The sequence below is a fragment of the Nocardia sp. NPDC059229 genome (assembly GCF_042754165.1).
GTDB lineage: Bacteria > Actinomycetota > Actinomycetes > Mycobacteriales > Mycobacteriaceae > Nocardia.
On record NZ_JBHZAK010000014.1, the window covers coordinates 25,029 to 41,787 of the forward strand.

At 68.4% G+C, this 16,759-nt stretch carries 7 protein-coding genes; 5 read left to right on the plus strand and 2 right to left on the minus strand.

The window, feature by feature from the left end; translation table 11 throughout:
* Positions 1-66 precede the first annotated feature (66 nt).
* The 5 genes from fadD32 to ACFXHE_RS28515 all read left to right on the plus strand — a co-directional run bounded on the left by fadD32 (position 67) and on the right by ACFXHE_RS28515 (position 9,813).
* Positions 67-1,989 (plus strand): long-chain-fatty-acid--AMP ligase FadD32, encoded by a 1,923-nt coding sequence (fadD32, locus tag ACFXHE_RS28495; protein WP_379387529.1) that lies wholly within the window; start codon positions 67-69, stop codon positions 1,987-1,989.
* 167 nt (positions 1,990-2,156) lie between these two features.
* Positions 2,157-7,289, plus strand: coding sequence for a polyketide synthase Pks13 (gene pks13 / locus ACFXHE_RS28500; protein WP_379387530.1), 5,133 nt, complete (start codon positions 2,157-2,159; stop codon positions 7,287-7,289).
* 54 nt (positions 7,290-7,343) lie between these two features.
* Positions 7,344-8,888 (plus strand): acyl-CoA carboxylase subunit beta, encoded by a 1,545-nt coding sequence (locus ACFXHE_RS28505; protein ID WP_379387531.1) that lies wholly within the window; start codon positions 7,344-7,346, stop codon positions 8,886-8,888.
* Between the two features lie 127 nt (positions 8,889-9,015).
* Positions 9,016-9,489 (plus strand): hypothetical protein, encoded by a 474-nt coding sequence (locus tag ACFXHE_RS28510; RefSeq protein WP_379387532.1) that lies wholly within the window; start codon positions 9,016-9,018, stop codon positions 9,487-9,489.
* A 117-nt stretch (positions 9,490-9,606) separates the two neighbouring features.
* Positions 9,607-9,813 carry a DUF5988 family protein gene (locus ACFXHE_RS28515; protein ID WP_379387533.1) on the plus strand — a complete coding sequence of 69 codons (207 nt, stop codon included), beginning with the start codon at positions 9,607-9,609 and terminating at the stop codon, positions 9,811-9,813.
* 81 nt (positions 9,814-9,894) lie between these two features.
* Here the strand turns inward: ACFXHE_RS28515 and ACFXHE_RS28520 are convergent, their stop codons facing one another.
* Together ACFXHE_RS28520 and ACFXHE_RS28525 are read right to left on the minus strand one after the other, a co-directional pair.
* Positions 9,895-13,254 carry an arabinosyltransferase domain-containing protein gene (locus tag ACFXHE_RS28520; protein WP_379387534.1) on the minus strand — a complete coding sequence of 1,120 codons (3,360 nt, stop codon included), beginning with the start codon at positions 13,252-13,254 and terminating at the stop codon, positions 9,895-9,897.
* 127 nt (positions 13,255-13,381) lie between these two features.
* Positions 13,382-16,633 (minus strand): arabinosyltransferase domain-containing protein, encoded by a 3,252-nt coding sequence (locus tag ACFXHE_RS28525; protein WP_379387535.1) that lies wholly within the window; start codon positions 16,631-16,633, stop codon positions 13,382-13,384.
* Positions 16,634-16,759: the final 126 nt, after the last annotated feature.

Below are 16,759 nucleotides of genomic sequence, written 5' to 3' on the forward strand. Positions count from 1 at the left end.
GCCTCACAGGTAACAGCGGCAATGCATGCCGTCTCATGCCGCGTGTGCCTCGGAGGAGAAGAAGGAATGGACGAGACTTTCGACGATTACCTCGACGAAACGGGGAACATCACGATTCCCGAGGGACGCACCCTCGTCGACTACGTCGAGAAGCACACTCACGGTAACGACGCCAATGACTTGGCCTACCGATACATCGACTACTCACGCGAGCGCGACGGTGAGTACCAGGACCTCACTTGGAGTCAGTTCGGTACGCGGCTGCGCGCGGTGGCCGCCCGACTGCAGCAGGTGACCAAGCGGGGCGATCGGGTCGCGATCCTGGCTCCGCAGGGCCTGGATTACGTCATCTCCTTCTTCGCCGCCATCTACGCGGGCACCATCTCCGTGCCGCTGTTCGATCCGGACGAGCCGGGCCACACCGATCGCCTGCACGCGGTCCTCGGTGACTGCACGCCCTCCGCGATCCTGACGGCGAGCTCCTCCGCCGCCGGTGTCCGCCAGTTCTTCCGGTCCCTGCCCGCGGCCCAGCGCCCGCGCATCATCGCCGTCGACGCGATTCCCGACAGCGTCGGGGAGTCCTGGATCCGCCCCGACATCGTGGTCGACGACATCGCCTACCTGCAGTACACCTCCGGCTCCACCCGGGTGCCCGCCGGTGTCGAGATCACCCACCGCGGTGTCGGCACCAATGTGCTGCAGATGGTGAACGCGCTTGATCTGAACGAGAATTCGCGCGGCGTGACCTGGCTGCCGCTGTACCACGACATGGGTCTGCTGACGGTGATCCTGCCCGCCGTGGGCGGCAAGTACATCACCATCATGTCCCCGGCCTCGTTCGTACGCCGGCCCTCGCGCTGGATCAACGAGCTGGCCGCGGTGTCCGACGGCGCCGGAACCTTCGCCGCCGCACCGAACTTCGCCTTCGAGCACGCCGCCGTGCGCGGCCTGCCCAAGCCGGGCGAGTCGCTGGACCTGTCGAACGTGCTCGGCCTGATCAACGGCTCCGAGCCGGTGACCACCACCTCGATGAAGAAGTTCAACGAGGCGTTCGCCCCGTACGGCCTGCCCAAGACCGCCATCAAGCCGTGCTACGGCATGGCCGAGGCCACCCTGTTCGTGTCGGCCACCCGGCACGAGGACGAGGCCAAGGTCATCTACGTGGACCGGCTCGAGCTCAATGCCGGTCGCGTGAAGAAGGTCGAGCAGGGCGCGGAGAACTCCATCGCCCAGGTGTCCTGCGGTTACATCGCGCTGTCGCAGTGGGCGACCATCGTGGACGGCGACTCCATCGACGCTCCCGAGGGCGCGCGTGAGCTGCCCGACGGGCAGGTCGGCGAGATCTGGCTGCACGGCAACAACATCGGCATCGGCTACTGGGGCCGCGCCGAGGAGACCCAGAAGACCTTCCGTAACCAGCTCGCGCATCGACTGCCCGAGGACAGCCACGCGGAGGGCGTGCCCGCCGACGGCATCTGGCTGCGCACCGGTGACTACGGCGTCTACGTGGACGGCGAGCTCTACATCACCGGCCGCGTCAAGGACCTGGTCATCGTGGACGGCCGCAACCACTACCCGCAGGATCTCGAGTACTCCGCCCAGGAGGCCTCGACCATGCTGCGCCCCGGTTTCATCGCCGCCTTCGCGGTGCCCGCCAACCAGCTGCCCGCCGAAGTCTTTGCGCAGGACAGCCATTCGGGCCTGAAGTACGACGCCGACGACGCCAGCGAGCAGCTGGTCATCGTGGCCGAGCGCGGCCCGGGCGCGGGCAAGGCCGACCCGGGGCCCATCGCGGATGCGGTCCGCGCGGCCATCTCGTCCCGGCACGGTGTCACCGCGCGTGACATCCTCCTCGTTCCGGCCGGTTCGATCCCGCGTACCTCCAGCGGCAAGATCGCCCGTCGTGCCTGCAAGGCGGAGTACATCGGCGGCACGCTGCGTGGTGGTTACACGCAGCAGGCCTTCCCCGATGCACCAGACGAGGAGTGAGACGACCGTCTCGAAGTTGGATGGCGCGAGCCCGTTCGGTTCGCGCCATTCATGCATGAAAGGCAGTGCCATTCCGGCACGCGAAGACAGAGCCGTTCGGGCAGGAACGGCGAGAGTCTCGATAACAACGCCGCGCACCGTGAGCAGACAGGTAGCTTGAGGAACTGATGGCTGAGAACGAGGGCACGGACCCCACCCAGACGACCGAGAACGCACCGGCGGCCGAAGGCGCGGCCACGCAGAAACCTGCCGCGGCCGACATGTCGGTGGCCGACCTGCGGGAATGGCTGCGCCGCTGGGTCGCCGACGCGACCGGGCAGCCGATCGAGAACATCACCGTGGACCGGCCGATGGAGGAGTTCGGCCTGGCCTCGCGCGATGCCCTCGCACTGGGTGGCGATATCGAGGAGCTGACGGGGGTCCTGCTGAACGCGACCATCGTCTACCAGCACCCGACCATCGCCTCGCTGGCGGAGCGAATCATCAATGGGGAGCCCGACCTTCCCGCCGAGGCGGCCGACGACTCGTTCTACACCCGGGGCTTCCAGCCGGGCGAGGCGCACGATGTCGCCATCGTCGGTCTGTCCACCCGGCTGCCGGGTGCGGGCGAAACGCCCGAATCCACCTGGGACTTCCTGATCAACCGCGGTGACGCGATTCGCGACCTACCCGAGGGCCGCTGGGCGGAGTTCCTCGACGATCCGCGCCTCGTGGAGCAGATCGCCAAGTCCAACACCAAGGGCGGCTACCTCGACCAGGACGTCCTCAAGAACTTCGACGCCGAGTTCTTCGCCATCTCCCCGGTCGAGGTGGAGCGCATGGACCCGCAGCAGCGGATGGCGCTCGAGCTGACCTGGGAAGCGCTGGAGCACGCCAGGATTCCCGCCAACACCCTCAAGGGTGAGCAGGTCGGCGTCTTCATCGGTTCGACCAGCACCGAGTTCATGATCATCGCGGGCATGGCGGTCGGGAACACCGATCCGGGCACGCCGCTCTCGGCCGAGGGCTACGGCATCATGGGCAGCGTTTCGGCCATCATCCCCAACCGGGTCTCGTACTTCTACGACTTCCGCGGCCCGTCGGTGGCCGTCGACACCGCGTGCTCGTCCTCGCTGGTAGCGGTGCACCAGGCCGTTCGGGCACTGCGCAACGGCGAGGCCGATCTGGCGTTGGCCGGTGGCACGAACGTGCTGCTGTCCCCGGCCGCGACGCTGGCCTTCGACGCCAATGGCGGTGTGTCGAAGGACGGTCACATCAAGGCGTTCTCGTCGGACGCCGACGGCATGGTCCGCTCCGAGGGCGGCGGTCTCGTCGTGCTCAAGCGGCTGGCCGACGCCGAGCGCGACGGCGACACCATCTACGCGGTCGTCAAGGGCTCCGCGGTCAACAGCGACGGCCGGTCCAACGGCCTGCTGGCCCCGAACCCGGACGCGCAGGCCGATGTGCTGCGCAGCGCCTACCGGGACGCCGGAATCCCGCCGTCCCAGGTCGACTACATCGAGGCGCACGGCACCGGCACCCCCATCGGCGACCCGATCGAGGCGGATGCGCTAGGCCGCGTCATCGGCCGGGGCCGTGAGGCCGACAAGCCCGCCCTGCTGGGTTCGGCCAAGACCAATTTCGGTCACCTGGAGGCCGCGGCCGGCGCCGCGGCTCTCGCGAAGGTCATCATGGCGTTGCAGCACAACGTCATTCCGCCGCACCTCAACTACGCGGGTCCCAGCCCCTTCATTCCGTTCGACCAGGCGCACCTGAAGGTCATCGACCAGCCCACCGAATTCCCGCGCTACAGCGGCAAGGCCACCATCGGTGTCTCCGGCTTCGGCTTCGGTGGCACCAATGCGCACGTGGTCATCCAGGAGTACGTGCCGGCCCTCGCCGCAGCGGAGGTTTCCGAGACCACCGGCCTCGACAACGAGACCACCGACGTGGTCGCCGAGGCCGAGGCCATCACCGAAACCGTTGCGCCGGAACCGGAGTGGGGCAATCGCGAAGAGCCGATGCCGCTGATCCTCCCGGTGTCGGGTTACCTGCCGTCGCGGCGCAAGCGCGCCGCCAAGGATCTGGCCGACTGGCTGGAATCCGAAGCGGGACAGGCGACTCCGCTGGCGGATGTGGCCCGGACGCTGGCCAAGCGCAATCACGGCCGTTCGCGCGGCGTGGTCGTGGCCAAGACCCATGACGAGGCCATCGCGGGCCTGCGGGCCATCGCCGAGGGCAAGCCGGGCAATGGCGTCTGGACCGCCGATTCCCCCGCCGCCAAGGGCGCGCTGTGGGTGATGGCCGGTTTCGGTGCGCAGCACCGCAAGATGGGCAAGCAGCTCTACACCGAGAACTCGATCTTCCGTAAGGCCGTCGATCAGGTCGACGAGCTGGTCATGGACGAGGCCGGGTACTCGGTCAAGGAGATGATCCTCGACGACTCCATGGACTGGGACATCGGCACCGGCCAGGTCGGTACCTTCACCATCCAGGTGGGTCTGGCCTCGATCCTGCGCGCGCACGGCGCCGAGCCCGAGGGCGTGGTCGGCCACTCCCAGGGTGAGGTTGCGGGAGCGTACATTTCGGGCGGTCTGCCGCTCGAGGACGCGGTCCGGGTGATCTGCGCGCGCTCGCGGCTGATGGCCGAGGGCGAGGCCATGCTCACCGACGACCAGGTCCGCAATATGGCGCTGCTGGAGTACTCCGCCGAGGAGATCGCCAAGCTGGTCGAGACCGAGTTCCCCGAGATCGAGGTCGCGGTCTACGCCGCGCCCAACAACACGGTGATCGGCGGCATGCCGGACCAGGTGCACGCGATCGTGGCGCGCGCCGAGGCCGAGGGCAAGTTCGCCCGCGTGCTGCAGACCCGCGGCGCGGGCCACACCTCGCAGATGGACATGCTGCTGGGCGAACTCGCCGCCGAGCTGGCCGGCATCGAGCCCACCAAGCTCAAGCGCGACCTCTACTCGACCGTCCACAAGGACACCGTCTACCGCGCCGGGCACGCGCCCGTGCAGGACGTGGACTACTGGGTCATGAACATGCGCGGCTCGGTGTACTTCACCAACGCGATCCGGCAGGCCGTCGACACCGGTATCACCACCTTCCTGGAACTGGCGCCGAATTCCGTTGCGCTCATGCAGGTCCTGGGCACCACCTTCGCGGCGGGCGTGCACAATGCGGCACTCATCCCGACCCTCAAGCGCAAGGAGGACGAGGCCGCGGGCGTCATCTCCGCGCTGGCGCAGCTGTACGTGCACGGCCACAAGGTGGACCTGCCCTCGCTGCTGCCCGCCGGTGACTACGCCGCCGCGCCGCGCACCGCGTTCCTGCGCAAGCAGTACTGGCCCAAGGTGACCGGCGGCTTCGGAGGCGGTGCGGGCAATGCTCGTGTCCCGGGCGCGCACGTGGCGCTGCCGGACGGCCGCCACGTCTGGGAGGTGCAGGCCCCGGCCGTCACCGACCTGGCCGCACTGGTGAATGCCGCTGCCGCGCAGGTGCTCTCGGATGTCACCGTCGGCGCCTCCATCGCGCACGGCGCGGTCCCTGCCACGGGCACGCTGACCACCACGCTCACCCCCCACCCGGGCGGCGCGTCGGTGTCGGTGCACGCCAAGGAGGGCAATGCCTTCCGCCCGCTCTTCGACGCCGTCGTCACTGCGTCTCTCCCCACCTACGCACCCCTGGCCGCGCCGCTGCCGGAATCGGCTGTGGCACAGCCGGTCGCGGCCGTCCAGGCGGCTCCGGCGGTCGAGGCGGCCCCCGGCGAGCGCTGGGATCCCAAGGGCACGCAGACCATCGAGCAGCGCCTGGCCATCATCGTGGCCGAGTCCATGGGCTACGCGGTCGAGGACCTCCCGATGGAGATCCCGCTGATGGAGCTGGGCCTGGATTCGCTGATGGCCATGCGGATCAAGAACCGGGTGGAATACGAGTTCGACATTCCGCAGCTGCAGATCCAGGCCGTGCGCGACGCCAGCCTGCTCGAGGTCGGCAAGGTGCTGCGCTACGCCATCGAGCACCGCGATCAGCTCGCCGACATCGCCGCGCGCCAGGCCGCCGGTGAGGACATTGCCGTCGACGCCGACTTCATCTCCGCCGCGCGGGCCGCCATGGCCGCCGGCGAGGATCCGGCCGCGCTGCTGCCCAAGACCGAGACCACCGATGTGGTGGCCGAGGCCGAGGAGATCGTCGCGGAGCACGAGTCCGCCGCGCCGATCGCCGAGACCGACGCCGACAATGTGCCCCCGCGCAATGGCGAGGAGCGACTCGCCTTCGCCACCTGGGCATTGGTGACCGGCAAGACGGCGGGCGGCATCTTCAACCCGCTGCCCGAGATCGACGACACCACGCTGGAGAAGCTGGTGGCCCGGCTGTCCGAGAGGGTCAAGGCCGAGGTCGATCCGGCCGAGGTGCGTGCCTGCAAGACCATCGAGCAGCTGTCCGAGGTCGTTGTCCGCTATCAGGGCAAGAGCTCCGATCTGGAGGGCTTCGTGCGCACGCTGCGCGCGAAGGAGGCCGGTTCGAATGCGGTGCCGGTCTTCGTGTTCCACGCTTCGGGCGGCAACACCCTGGTGTACGAGCCGCTGCTGAACCGGCTCCCGGCCGGGACTCCGATGTACGGCCTGGAGCGGGTCGAGGGCACCATCGAAGAGCGTGCGCACCAGTACATTTCGGAGATCCGCAAGCGGCAGCCGGAGGGCCCGTACATTTTCTACGGCTGGTCGCTGGGCGCGGTGTTCGCGTTGAAGGTCGGCGAGATCATGCGCGCCGAGGGTGCGGACGTCCGGCACGTCGGCCTGATCGACCTGGCCATTCCGGTCGAGCCCTTCAGTGACGCCCCCGAGGAGCGGGTGGAGCGGATCCGCCGCTACCAGGCGTTCGCGCAGAAGACCTACGGCTTCAATGGCGAACTCGATCAGGAGCAGCTCGAGGAGCTGGCCGCGGCGTCCGACGCGGAGCAGATCGACATCATCATGGAGCTGCTGAAGTTCGCCGGGGTCGACATCCCGGGCGGCGTGGTCGAGCATCAGCGCACATCGTGGATCGACAGCAAGGAGCTGCAGAAGATCGAGCCGTCGAAGTACGACGGCGCCGTCGCCCTCTACCTCGCCGATCGCTACCACGACGGAATGATCGAGCTGGAACCGCGTTTCGCGGACCGGCGGCCGAACGGCGGCTGGCAGGAACACATTCCGAATCTGGAGATCATCCACATTCCGGGCGATCACATCCAGATCATCGACGAGCCGCGGATCGCCACCATCGGCGCCGATCTCACCAAAAAACTGTCGGAGATCGACACCACAACGAAATAGCACCACCGCGGCACGAGTTCTGCGAAAGTAGATTTTTGCCGAGAGGAGTGTCCAGTGAGCACCACCGCCGACAAACTCGCCGACCTTCGACACAAGCTCGACATCGCGAGGGAACCGGCGGGAGATGCGGGAATCGCCAAGCGGGCCAGGAAGGGAATTCCCTCGGCCCGCGACCGCATCGAGATGCTGCTGGATCCCGGTACTTTCGTGGAAGTCGGTGCGCTGGTGCGCAATCCGGGCGACAAGGCCGCTCTCTTCGGGGATGGCGTGGTCACCGGCCACGGCCTGGTGGAGGGCCGCCCGGTGGCCGTCTTCTCGCACGACCAGACCGTCTACGGCGGTTCGGTCGGCGAGATGTTCGGCCGCAAGGTCGCGGGCATCCTGGAATTCGCGGCCAAGATGGGCTGCCCGGTGGTCGGCATCAACGACTCCGGCGGCGCCCGCGTGCAGGAGGCGGTGACCTCGCTGGCCTGGTACGCCGAGCTGGGCCGGCGTCAGGAACCGTTGTCCGGCTTGGTGCCTCAGATCTCCATGATCCTGGGCAGCTGCGCGGGCGGCGCGGTCTACGCGCCCATCAATACCGACGTGGTGGTGGCCACCGAAGCGGCCTACATGTTCGTCACCGGGCCCAAGGTGATTCGCGAGGTCACCGGTGAGGACGTCAGCCTCGAGGAGCTCGGCGGCGCGAAATCCCAAGCCCAGTACGGCAATATCCACCACGTGGCCCCGGACGAGGCCGCCGCCTTCGAGTGGGTGCGCGAGTACCTCGGCTATCTGCCGTCGAGCTGCACGGAGCTGCCGCCGGTGGTGAATCCCGGGCTGGAACCGGAGATCACCGACACCGACCTGGAACTCAACGGCATCGTGCCCGATGCCGACAATGCCGGCTACGACATGCACGAGATCCTGCTCCGGATCTTCGACGACGGCGCGTTCCACGAATTCGGTGAGGCCGCGGGCAAGAACGTCATCTGCGGCTTCAGTCGCGTGGACGGCCGCACGGTCGGCGTGGTGGCCAATCAGCCCCTGGTCTACGCCGGTGCGCTGGATGCCCGCGCCTCGGACAAGGCCGCCCATTTCGTGCGGCTCTGCGACGCCTTCGAAATCCCGCTGGTCTTCGTCGTCGACACCCCGGGCTTCCTGCCCGGGGTGGAGCAGGAGAAGATCGGCGTCATCAAGCGTGGCGGCCGGTTCATCTTCTCCTTCGTGGAGGCCACGGTCCCGAAGGTCACCGTGGTCATCCGCAAGTCCTACGGCGGCGGCTATGCCGTCATGGGGTCCAAACAGCTGGGCGCGGACGTGAATCTGGCCTGGCCCACCGCCCGGATCGCGGTCATGGGCGCGGAGAGCGCGGTGTCGCTCATCGGCGCCAAGACCCTGGCGGCGGCCCCGGAGCCGGAGCGCGCGGCCATGCGCAAGCAGATGATCGAGTTCTACAACGCCACCGTCGCGACGCCGTGGGTGGCGGCCGAACGCGGCTATATCGACGCGGTCATCGAGCCCGCCACCACCCGCCTGGAAATTCGGCGCGCCCTGCACCTGTTGCGCGACAAGAAGGCTCCGGGCAATCCCCGCAAACACCATCTGCTGCCGTTGTAGCCGCGCCTGTTTCGGCGGGTTCGGCGCGCGCCATTGCGGAATTCGGCGCCGGCCATTGCGACCCGACCTCGTGTGTGAAAACATCTCATTTCAATTTTGAAAATGAGAGCTTGGGAGCGAAGCAGTAATGGCTACCCTTCGAATTCGGCACACGATCATCGGCGCGGCCACCGCCGCGACCGCCCTGGCCGTCCTGTCCGCCGCACCGGCCGCCTCCGCACAGGTCACCGGGCTGTCGGCCGGGACCGGGCTGGCGCATGTCAATACCACCTACACCCTGACGGCGTCGGTCGGCGGCTCGAACGCGGGCAGCCAGGTGGGCTTCTGGATCGGAAGCCCGTCCGGCGGCGCGGCCACGTACATGGGCGCCTCTCCGGTGGATTCCACCGGTCACGCGACCTACCAGTGGACCCCGACGACGGCGGGTACGTACACGCTCATCGCGAGTGACGACGGCAGCAGCACCAGCAACAACGCCCAGACCATCGGCGTCAGCGTCACCGCGGTTCCGGTGGGCGGCATGGGCACCGGCAGCGCCTCGAAGATTCCGATCATCGGCGGCCTGCTGAGCGGCCTGCTGAGCCAGTTCGGCCTCGTCTGACACCGATTCGCTCCGTCTGAAACCCGCCTCGCCCCGCTCACGGGCGGCTTGTTCAGGCGGCTCGCCGATTGCGCTGAATCTATCGGGTGACCCGTACAGATGTGAGAGCCTTCAGCTATGAGTACCTCACCTTTGGCGCTACTCGAAGGCGGGCCGGATGGCCTCGAAACGCGGATCGTCCCGATCACGCCACCGGGCGTCGAACTGCGAGTCGCGTTCGGGGGCGGGTACGAGCGCTACAGAGTGACGTCACGCTGGCAGGACACTCCGGAGGGGAGTTTGCCCGTCTACGAGTGGGTAGCCCACGTGGACGTCAAGAAATAGCGGCTGGAATTCGATAGGACCCGAAACAGCAGTGGCCGCCCGCGACGTCGCGGGCGGCCACCGATTGTCACGTGTCCCGGGTCAGAAGACGCGCATCTTCCCCGGCGACCAGAACCCGGAGCGGGTCACCACGTGGGTGTCGACCTGCGCGGGCTTGGGGAACTTGGCCTTGGCCGGGTCGGACGGATCCGGATAGAACGGCTCGTACTGCTCCAGGGAGCCCCAGTCGCGGGCGTAGTTGTCCTTCAGATAGGTCGGCACCGTCTTGGAGGCCGACAGCATCTCCGCCCAGCCCAGCGGACCGCCGAATTCCTCGGCCTGCCAGGTATTGGTGGAGCTGATGGCCAGCGGCCGGTCGGGCAGGATGCGGTACTTGGGCGCCGCGTCCACCACGCCGTTGCGGTGATCGAACTGGTGCTGGCACGGGAACTGCAGGCCCACGGCCCAGTCCAGCAGGATGGGCTGGGTGGAGCCCAGATAGCTGTTGAGCGACACCAGCTTCGGCACCCGCGGCGGGGTGAAGGCCAGCCACTGATCGCCGATCAGGATCGGGTCGCGGGCATAGATGCGGACCGCGTCGGCATTGTCGGGCAGCGCCGAGCGCGGAATGCGCAGGTTGCGCCAGGACGGGGCCGGGCCGACGTCGAGCGGGCGGTACTTGTCGAGGAAGGTGACGGTGCCGTCCGGGTTGTGGTGGCCGTACTCCAGGAAGATGTCCTGGCCATAGGTCATATTGCCGGTGTCGTCGAACGACATCACGCGCCCGGCCGCCGAAATCACGATCAGCGGTGAGTCGTCCGAGCGCGGCGGCAGCTGGTACCAGCTGGAGGTGAGCTCGGCGGGCTGCTGCACTCCGTCCTGGTAGCTGCCCATGACCGGGGTGGTGGCCGGGTCCAGGCCGAAGGGCAGGGCCACGGTGGACCCGTTCACGCCCTGCGCGCCCTTGCCGCCGCCGGTGCCCGCGTTCTGGCCCTTCTCGAAGGCCGGGCCGACGGTCTGGGTGGAGGTGTTGCCGGTGCCCGGCTTCACCTCGACGCCGTCGGCGTCCAGCTTGTCGGCGACGCCGTTGGGGGAGAAGCCGACCGGGCTCTCACCGGCCAGCGGGTCGCCGTTCTGCGGCGGGTGGGCCGGATCGATGATGGGGGTCAGGTTGCCGCTGTTGACATTTCCCTCGACCAGCACGTCATTGGCGAGCCCGCAGGTGTTGCCGGTGACCGCGTCGATGTTCGAGCGCGCCAGCGAGTACGCGGGGTACTGCTGCACCGCGCCCTTGAGGAGCGACACCACCTCGAAGAGCACCATGAGCGCGGCGACCACGGTGAGCGGGATGGCGGCGAACTTGCGGATCCGCCGGCCGCGCTTGGTCTTCCCGTTCGCCATCGGCTTGGCGTAGCCCTCGCGCAGCGACTGCCAGGCCACCACGGCCAGCGCCAGCCCGAACAGCACCAGCATCAGGGTGTTGGACTGGAAGCCGTGCAGGGAGACGGTCTTGTCGAACCACGGCACGCCGTAGCTGGAGACGTACCAGTAGCCGTTGATACCGGAGAAGGCGACGGCGAGGGTGAAGAGCAGCCCGGCCAGGAACACCGACCGGTTCTTCCGGGAGCGAAGCGCGGTGGCGGACACGGCGACCGCCGTCACCGCCGCCAGCGAACCCGCGATGCCCGCGTACGAACCGAAGTGGTGGGTCCACTTGGTCGGGTTGAACATCATGAAGAAGATGGTTCCGAAGACCACGCCCATGAGCCGCCAGGTCGGCGCGCTCGCGATGCCCGTCACCTGCCGCCGGCGCAGCAGCACCAGCATGGTGGTGATCAGGCACAGGATCATGAGCAGGAACGCGAAGCGCCGCGCCAGCGAGCCGTCCACGGTCTCGACGAACAGGTAGTAGTAGCGCAGATAGTCCTCGTACCAGGCCAGATTCGGCCCGGTCACCTGCCGCACCCGGTTCGCCTCCATGATTCCGGCGAAGGTCTGATCGGCGAAAACCGCCACCAGCACCAGGAATCCGGCCGCCGCGATGGGGGCGAGCAGGGCCAGATCGCCGAACTGCTTGCGCCGCCGCACCACGATCCGCACCAGCGGCCGGATGCCCGCGAGCAGCGCCGCCACACACATCAGACCGGTCGGCGCCGCCGCCAGCGTGAACGCCGCCACCAGCACCGCGACCGCGGCGGGCAGCAGGCGCGAGGTGGCGATGGCCCGCTCGATGGACACCCAGGTCAGCAGCGCGCCGAGGGCCACGATCGGCTCCGAGCGCAGGCCGTTGTCGTAGGGCAGCCAGAAGGCCAGGAACACCAGGCCGCCGGTCCACAGCGCGACCTGGGACTTCGCCACGGCGTTGCCCAGTCGCGGCACGACCTCGCGGCTGATCACCAGCCAGCACAGGATTCCGCAGAGCAGCGCGGGAATTCGCACCCACGGGCTGGCGGTGGAGACCTCGGCGAAGGCCTGGATGACGTAGTAGTACCAGCCGAACGGCGCTTCGGGCACGCCGAACCAGCGGAAGTAGTTGGCCAGGTAGCCCGCGTGCGGGGCCGCCCGCACCATGGTCAGGATGTAGCCGTCGTCGGAGGTGTTGGCGCCCACGAAGTGCCACAGCAGCAGGGTGCCGATGATGCCGCCGTCCGCCCAGGTCGGCTTCAGCCAGTGCGCCGGCAGGATGCGCCGGTGCCCGCGGCCGTCACTGGTGTCCAGTACCGCGAGCGCGCCCATGGCCAGCAGGGTGAGCAGGACCGCGGCGATGATGGCCACCAGCTTGATGACCGTCGGCGAGGAGGAGAACCGGGAGTCCACGGTCATGTGGAACGAAAGGCCCGCCGGCACGCCGCCTTTCATATCGGTGAACACGCCCACCACCTGGGGGCGCAGATCGCCGAGCAGGCGGCCGTCCACGGGCACGGTGACCAGTTCCCGTCCGCCGTCGGCGGTGGGCTTCTCGACGGTGCGGGTGACGCCCTCGAAACTCGCGTAGGTCTGGGTGCTGTCGGAGGTGATGACCAGCTGCGAGCACTGGCTCATCTCGGCGCGGGTGGCGCTGGCCACCACGGCATTCCGGTCCAGTACGTCCACGCTCTCGCCGGAGACGCGGACGAACAGGGCCTCCAGGTCCGCGCCCTTGCCCTGCGGTGGTGCCGTTGCCAGCAGGATGCCGCCGCGCGGATCCAGTTGCTGGACCGCGGAACATGGGATGGTGGCGTTCGCGTCGATGGGCACCTGCGACATCAGTGCCGCCTGCACCGGATCGAGCGAGCCGCCCTGTGGCCAGCTCACCTCCGCCTGGGTCTGCTGTACCGGCAGGAACGGTGTCGCCAGCGCGAACAGCGCCCCGAGCACGCCCGCGACGATCGCTATGAGCTTCGCGAAGCGATAGTCGCGCGGTGTCGCGGGGGCGGTCGCCGGGGGATTCGGCTTTGTCAGTACAGCGGAGGCGTCTGGCACGGTTGCTGATGGTATCTGTCCCCGCTGAGAGTGGCGCTGTTCACTGCGGCAGTGCCGCACGCATACTCGAGATCATCGGAAATGCCCGCCCGAAGCAGTGCTTCGAGCGGGCATTTCCGGTGGTCGCTTACTTGACCTTGATCGGCGAATCCTTGGCCAGGCCGGAGCGGGACTGGACGGTGACGTCCAGGGTCGGCTCGACGTTCGCATTCGGGACATAGGGGGTGAACTTCTCGAGCGAGCCCCAGTCCCGGCTCCAGTCGTGATTCAGGTACGACGGCCGGGTCTCGGACTTGAGCAGCAATCCCGTCCAGCCCAGTGGGCCGCCACCTATATCGTCCTGCCAGGCATTGGAGGCGTCCTGGCCGACGCGGTCCGGCAGAATGCGCCATTCGGGCACCTCGGCCACGCCGTCGTGGTGATCGAAGGGGCGCTGGCACGGGAAGGCGAGGCCGACGTGCCAGTCCTCCAGCACCGGAGCGCTGTCGCCGACAAGGGAATTCAGGGTCTGCAGCCGGGGCAGCCGGGGCGGGGTGACGGCCAGCCACTGGCGCGGGGTGATGTCGGCGTCATCGAGCGCCAGGCGAATCGCATTGGCGCCCGCGGGAATCTGGTCCAGCGGCACGCGCAGGTTGCGCCAGGACGGGCTCGGGCCGATATCGATCGGCCGGATCCGCCCGGTGTTCGTGACAGTGCCCTGGGCGTCGCGGGTGCCGTACTCGACGAACAGGTCCTGCCCGTAGGTCTCCACACCGTCCTTGTTGAAGGAGCGGATGCGGCCCGCGGCCGTCACGACCAGCACCTGGTAGGCGGGATCGGCGCGGAGAGTGGTCAGCTTCTCCGCGTTGTACCACTGGGTGGTGAGCTTCGAAACCTGCTGCTCGCCATCGGTGTAACTGCCCTCGACCGGAGTCTTGGCCGGGTCCAGGCCGAAGGGCAGGGCGACGGAGCTGCCGTTGATGCCGGCCTCTTCGCTCTTGCCGCCGCCGGTGCCCGCGCCGGTGGTCTTGGACGTCTTGTTGCCGGACTTCTCGTTCACCGAGTTGGCCCCGCCGGTGACGGTCTCCTCCGCGTCCGCGGTGAGGTCGGAGGCGACGCCATTGGGCGTGAATCCGGTGCTCTCGGCGGACAGGCCGTCGGCGTCGGATCCGGTCCACGGGTGCAGCAGCGAATCGGCGGTATCGGTCTCCACCAGCACCTCGTTGGCCAGCGCGCACGAATCACCGTGCAGCGAACGCAGATTCGACTCCGCGATGGAGTAGGCCGGGTACTGGCCGACGGCCGCCTTGGCCAGCGACAGCACCTCGAACAGCACCAGTACGGCCGCCGCGATGGTGAGCGGCATGCTGGCGAACTTGTCGAAGCCGCGCACCGGTTTCGGCTGCGTGTACGGCTCGCGGAAGTGCTGGTATGCGGCGATGAGCAGGCACAGCACCGCCAGGCCCAGGAACAGCGTGGAGAAGCCCTTGCCGGCGATGAGCGGCGCCTTGTCGAACCACGGCACGCCGTAGCTGGACACGTACCACCAGCCGTTGGGCCCGGTGAAGGTCATGGCCAGCAGGAAGAACACCGCGGCGCTGAACAGCGTCCGGTTGCGCGGCGAGCGAATCCCGTTGAGCCCCACCGCGACCGCGGCCAGCGCCGCCACCGATCCGGCCAGTCCGGCATACACGCCGAAGTGGTGGGTCCACTTGGTGGGCGTGAACATCATCAGGAACAGCGACATGAAGATGATGCCCAGGATCCGCGCCGACGGCCCGCGCGAGGTCCCGGGGATGCGGCCGTTCTTGCGCAGCATCACCATCACGCACACGCCCAGGCACAGCAGCATGGCCAGGATGCCGAAGCGGCGGGCCAGCGAGCCGTCGGGGGAGAGCATGAGCAGCGCGTCCCAGCGCGTGCGCTCGTCGAACCAGGCCACATTGGGGCCGATGAGCTTGCGCACCCGGGTCGCCTCCATGACCGAGGCGAGGGTCTGATCGCCGAAAACCACCACCAGCACCAGGGTTCCGGCGGCCACGCCGGGCGCCAGCAGCCCGCCGTAACGCAGCAGCCACGATCCCGGGCCCTTGGCGCGCTTGATGACGACCATGAGCACCGGCCGCGCGCCCGCGATGAGCGCCGCGATGCAGATGAGCCCGGTCGGCCCGGCGGCCAGCGAGAAGGCCGCGATCAGCACGCCCACGGCGGCGGGCAGCAAACGCCCGGTGGCAACGGCCCTTTCGATGGAGCACCAGGTCAGCAGCGCGCCCGCGGCGATGAGCGGCTCCGGGCGCAGGCCGTTGTCGTAGGGCATCCAGGCGGCCAGGAACACCAGTCCCGCGGTCCAGATGGCGATGGTGTCGCGTCGTACCCGCGATCCCAGGCGCGGCAGTACTTCCCGGCTGATGACCAGCCAGCACACGATGCCGGCCAGCAGTGCGGGCAGGCGCATCCACGGGCTGGAATCGCTGATCCGGGTCATCCAGGCCAGCACCTCGTACGGCCAGCCGAAGGGCGCCTCGGCCACCCCGAACCAGCGGTAGTAGTTGGCCATGTAGCCCGAAACCTTCGAGGCCCGAGCCATATTCAGGATGTAGCCGTCATCGGAGGTGTTGGCGCCGATGAGGTGCCACACCACCAGCGTGCCCAGCACCGCGACGTCGGCGAGCCGCACCCGCCACCAGTGCGCGGGCAGGAATCGGCGTGGCTTACGGCCGTCGGAGGTGTCCAGCAGGTGCAGCGCGTAGAGGGCGAGCAGGGTGAACAGCACCGCCCCGAGCGTCGCGCTGCGCTTGAGCCAGGTCGGGCTGGAGGTGAAGCGCGCGTCGATATCCACGGTGGCGGAGGCGTTCCCGAGCTGATCCCGCTTCAGATCGGTGAACAGGCCCACCACCTGCGGCCGGGTGTCCCCGCCGACCCGGCCGGCGAAGGGCGTGCCGTCCTGGCGGTGCACGCCGGCGAATTCGACCCGGGTTTCGGCGGCGTCCGAGTGCACGGTGATCGCCGTGCAGTCCTGGATCTCCGCCGCCGGCGCACTGAGCAGCGGAATCAGCCGCACCAGCACCGATATCGTGCGTCCCTTGCCGGGCTCGTCGGTGACCTTGACGACCAGGCCCTTCGACTCGGCCTGCCCCGAGGCCGCGGGCACGGTCGAGAACAGCGTGCCGGTCGGCAGTTCCCGCAGCACCTGGCACGGCAGGCTCACGTCCAGGCTCAATGGCACGTACGACACCAGCGGCGCCGCGACGTCGGCCGTATCCCCTTGCGGCCAACGCAGTGTCGGCCGGTCCTGGTTCACCGGCAGGATCGGCGTGATCACCGCCAGCAGGAATCCGAGTAACCCGGACACCAGGGCGAGGAAGCGGATGCGGTGGAACGCTCGGGAGTCTGCGCGCACGAGCACCGACTCTAACCATCGCGCCCGCGGCGGCTGCACATCTCCCGGCGTTCCGGCCGCCTCGAACCGGCTGACCTGTAGCCGAATCGGCGGATGTCCGTCAGGATGGTTGTTATCCGAACTGGG

What these genes read in the sequence shown, in the direction of transcription:
- fadD32 (WP_379387529.1), top strand. Translation starts at nt 67, where the DNA reads ATGGACGAGACTTTCGACGATTACCTCGACGAAACGGGGAACATCACG.
- pks13 (WP_379387530.1), top strand. Translation starts at nt 2,157, where the DNA reads ATGGCTGAGAACGAGGGCACGGACCCCACCCAGACGACCGAGAACGCA.
- ACFXHE_RS28510 (WP_379387532.1), top strand. Translation starts at nt 9,016, where the DNA reads ATGGCTACCCTTCGAATTCGGCACACGATCATCGGCGCGGCCACCGCC.
- ACFXHE_RS28515 (WP_379387533.1), top strand. Translation starts at nt 9,607, where the DNA reads ATGAGTACCTCACCTTTGGCGCTACTCGAAGGCGGGCCGGATGGCCTC.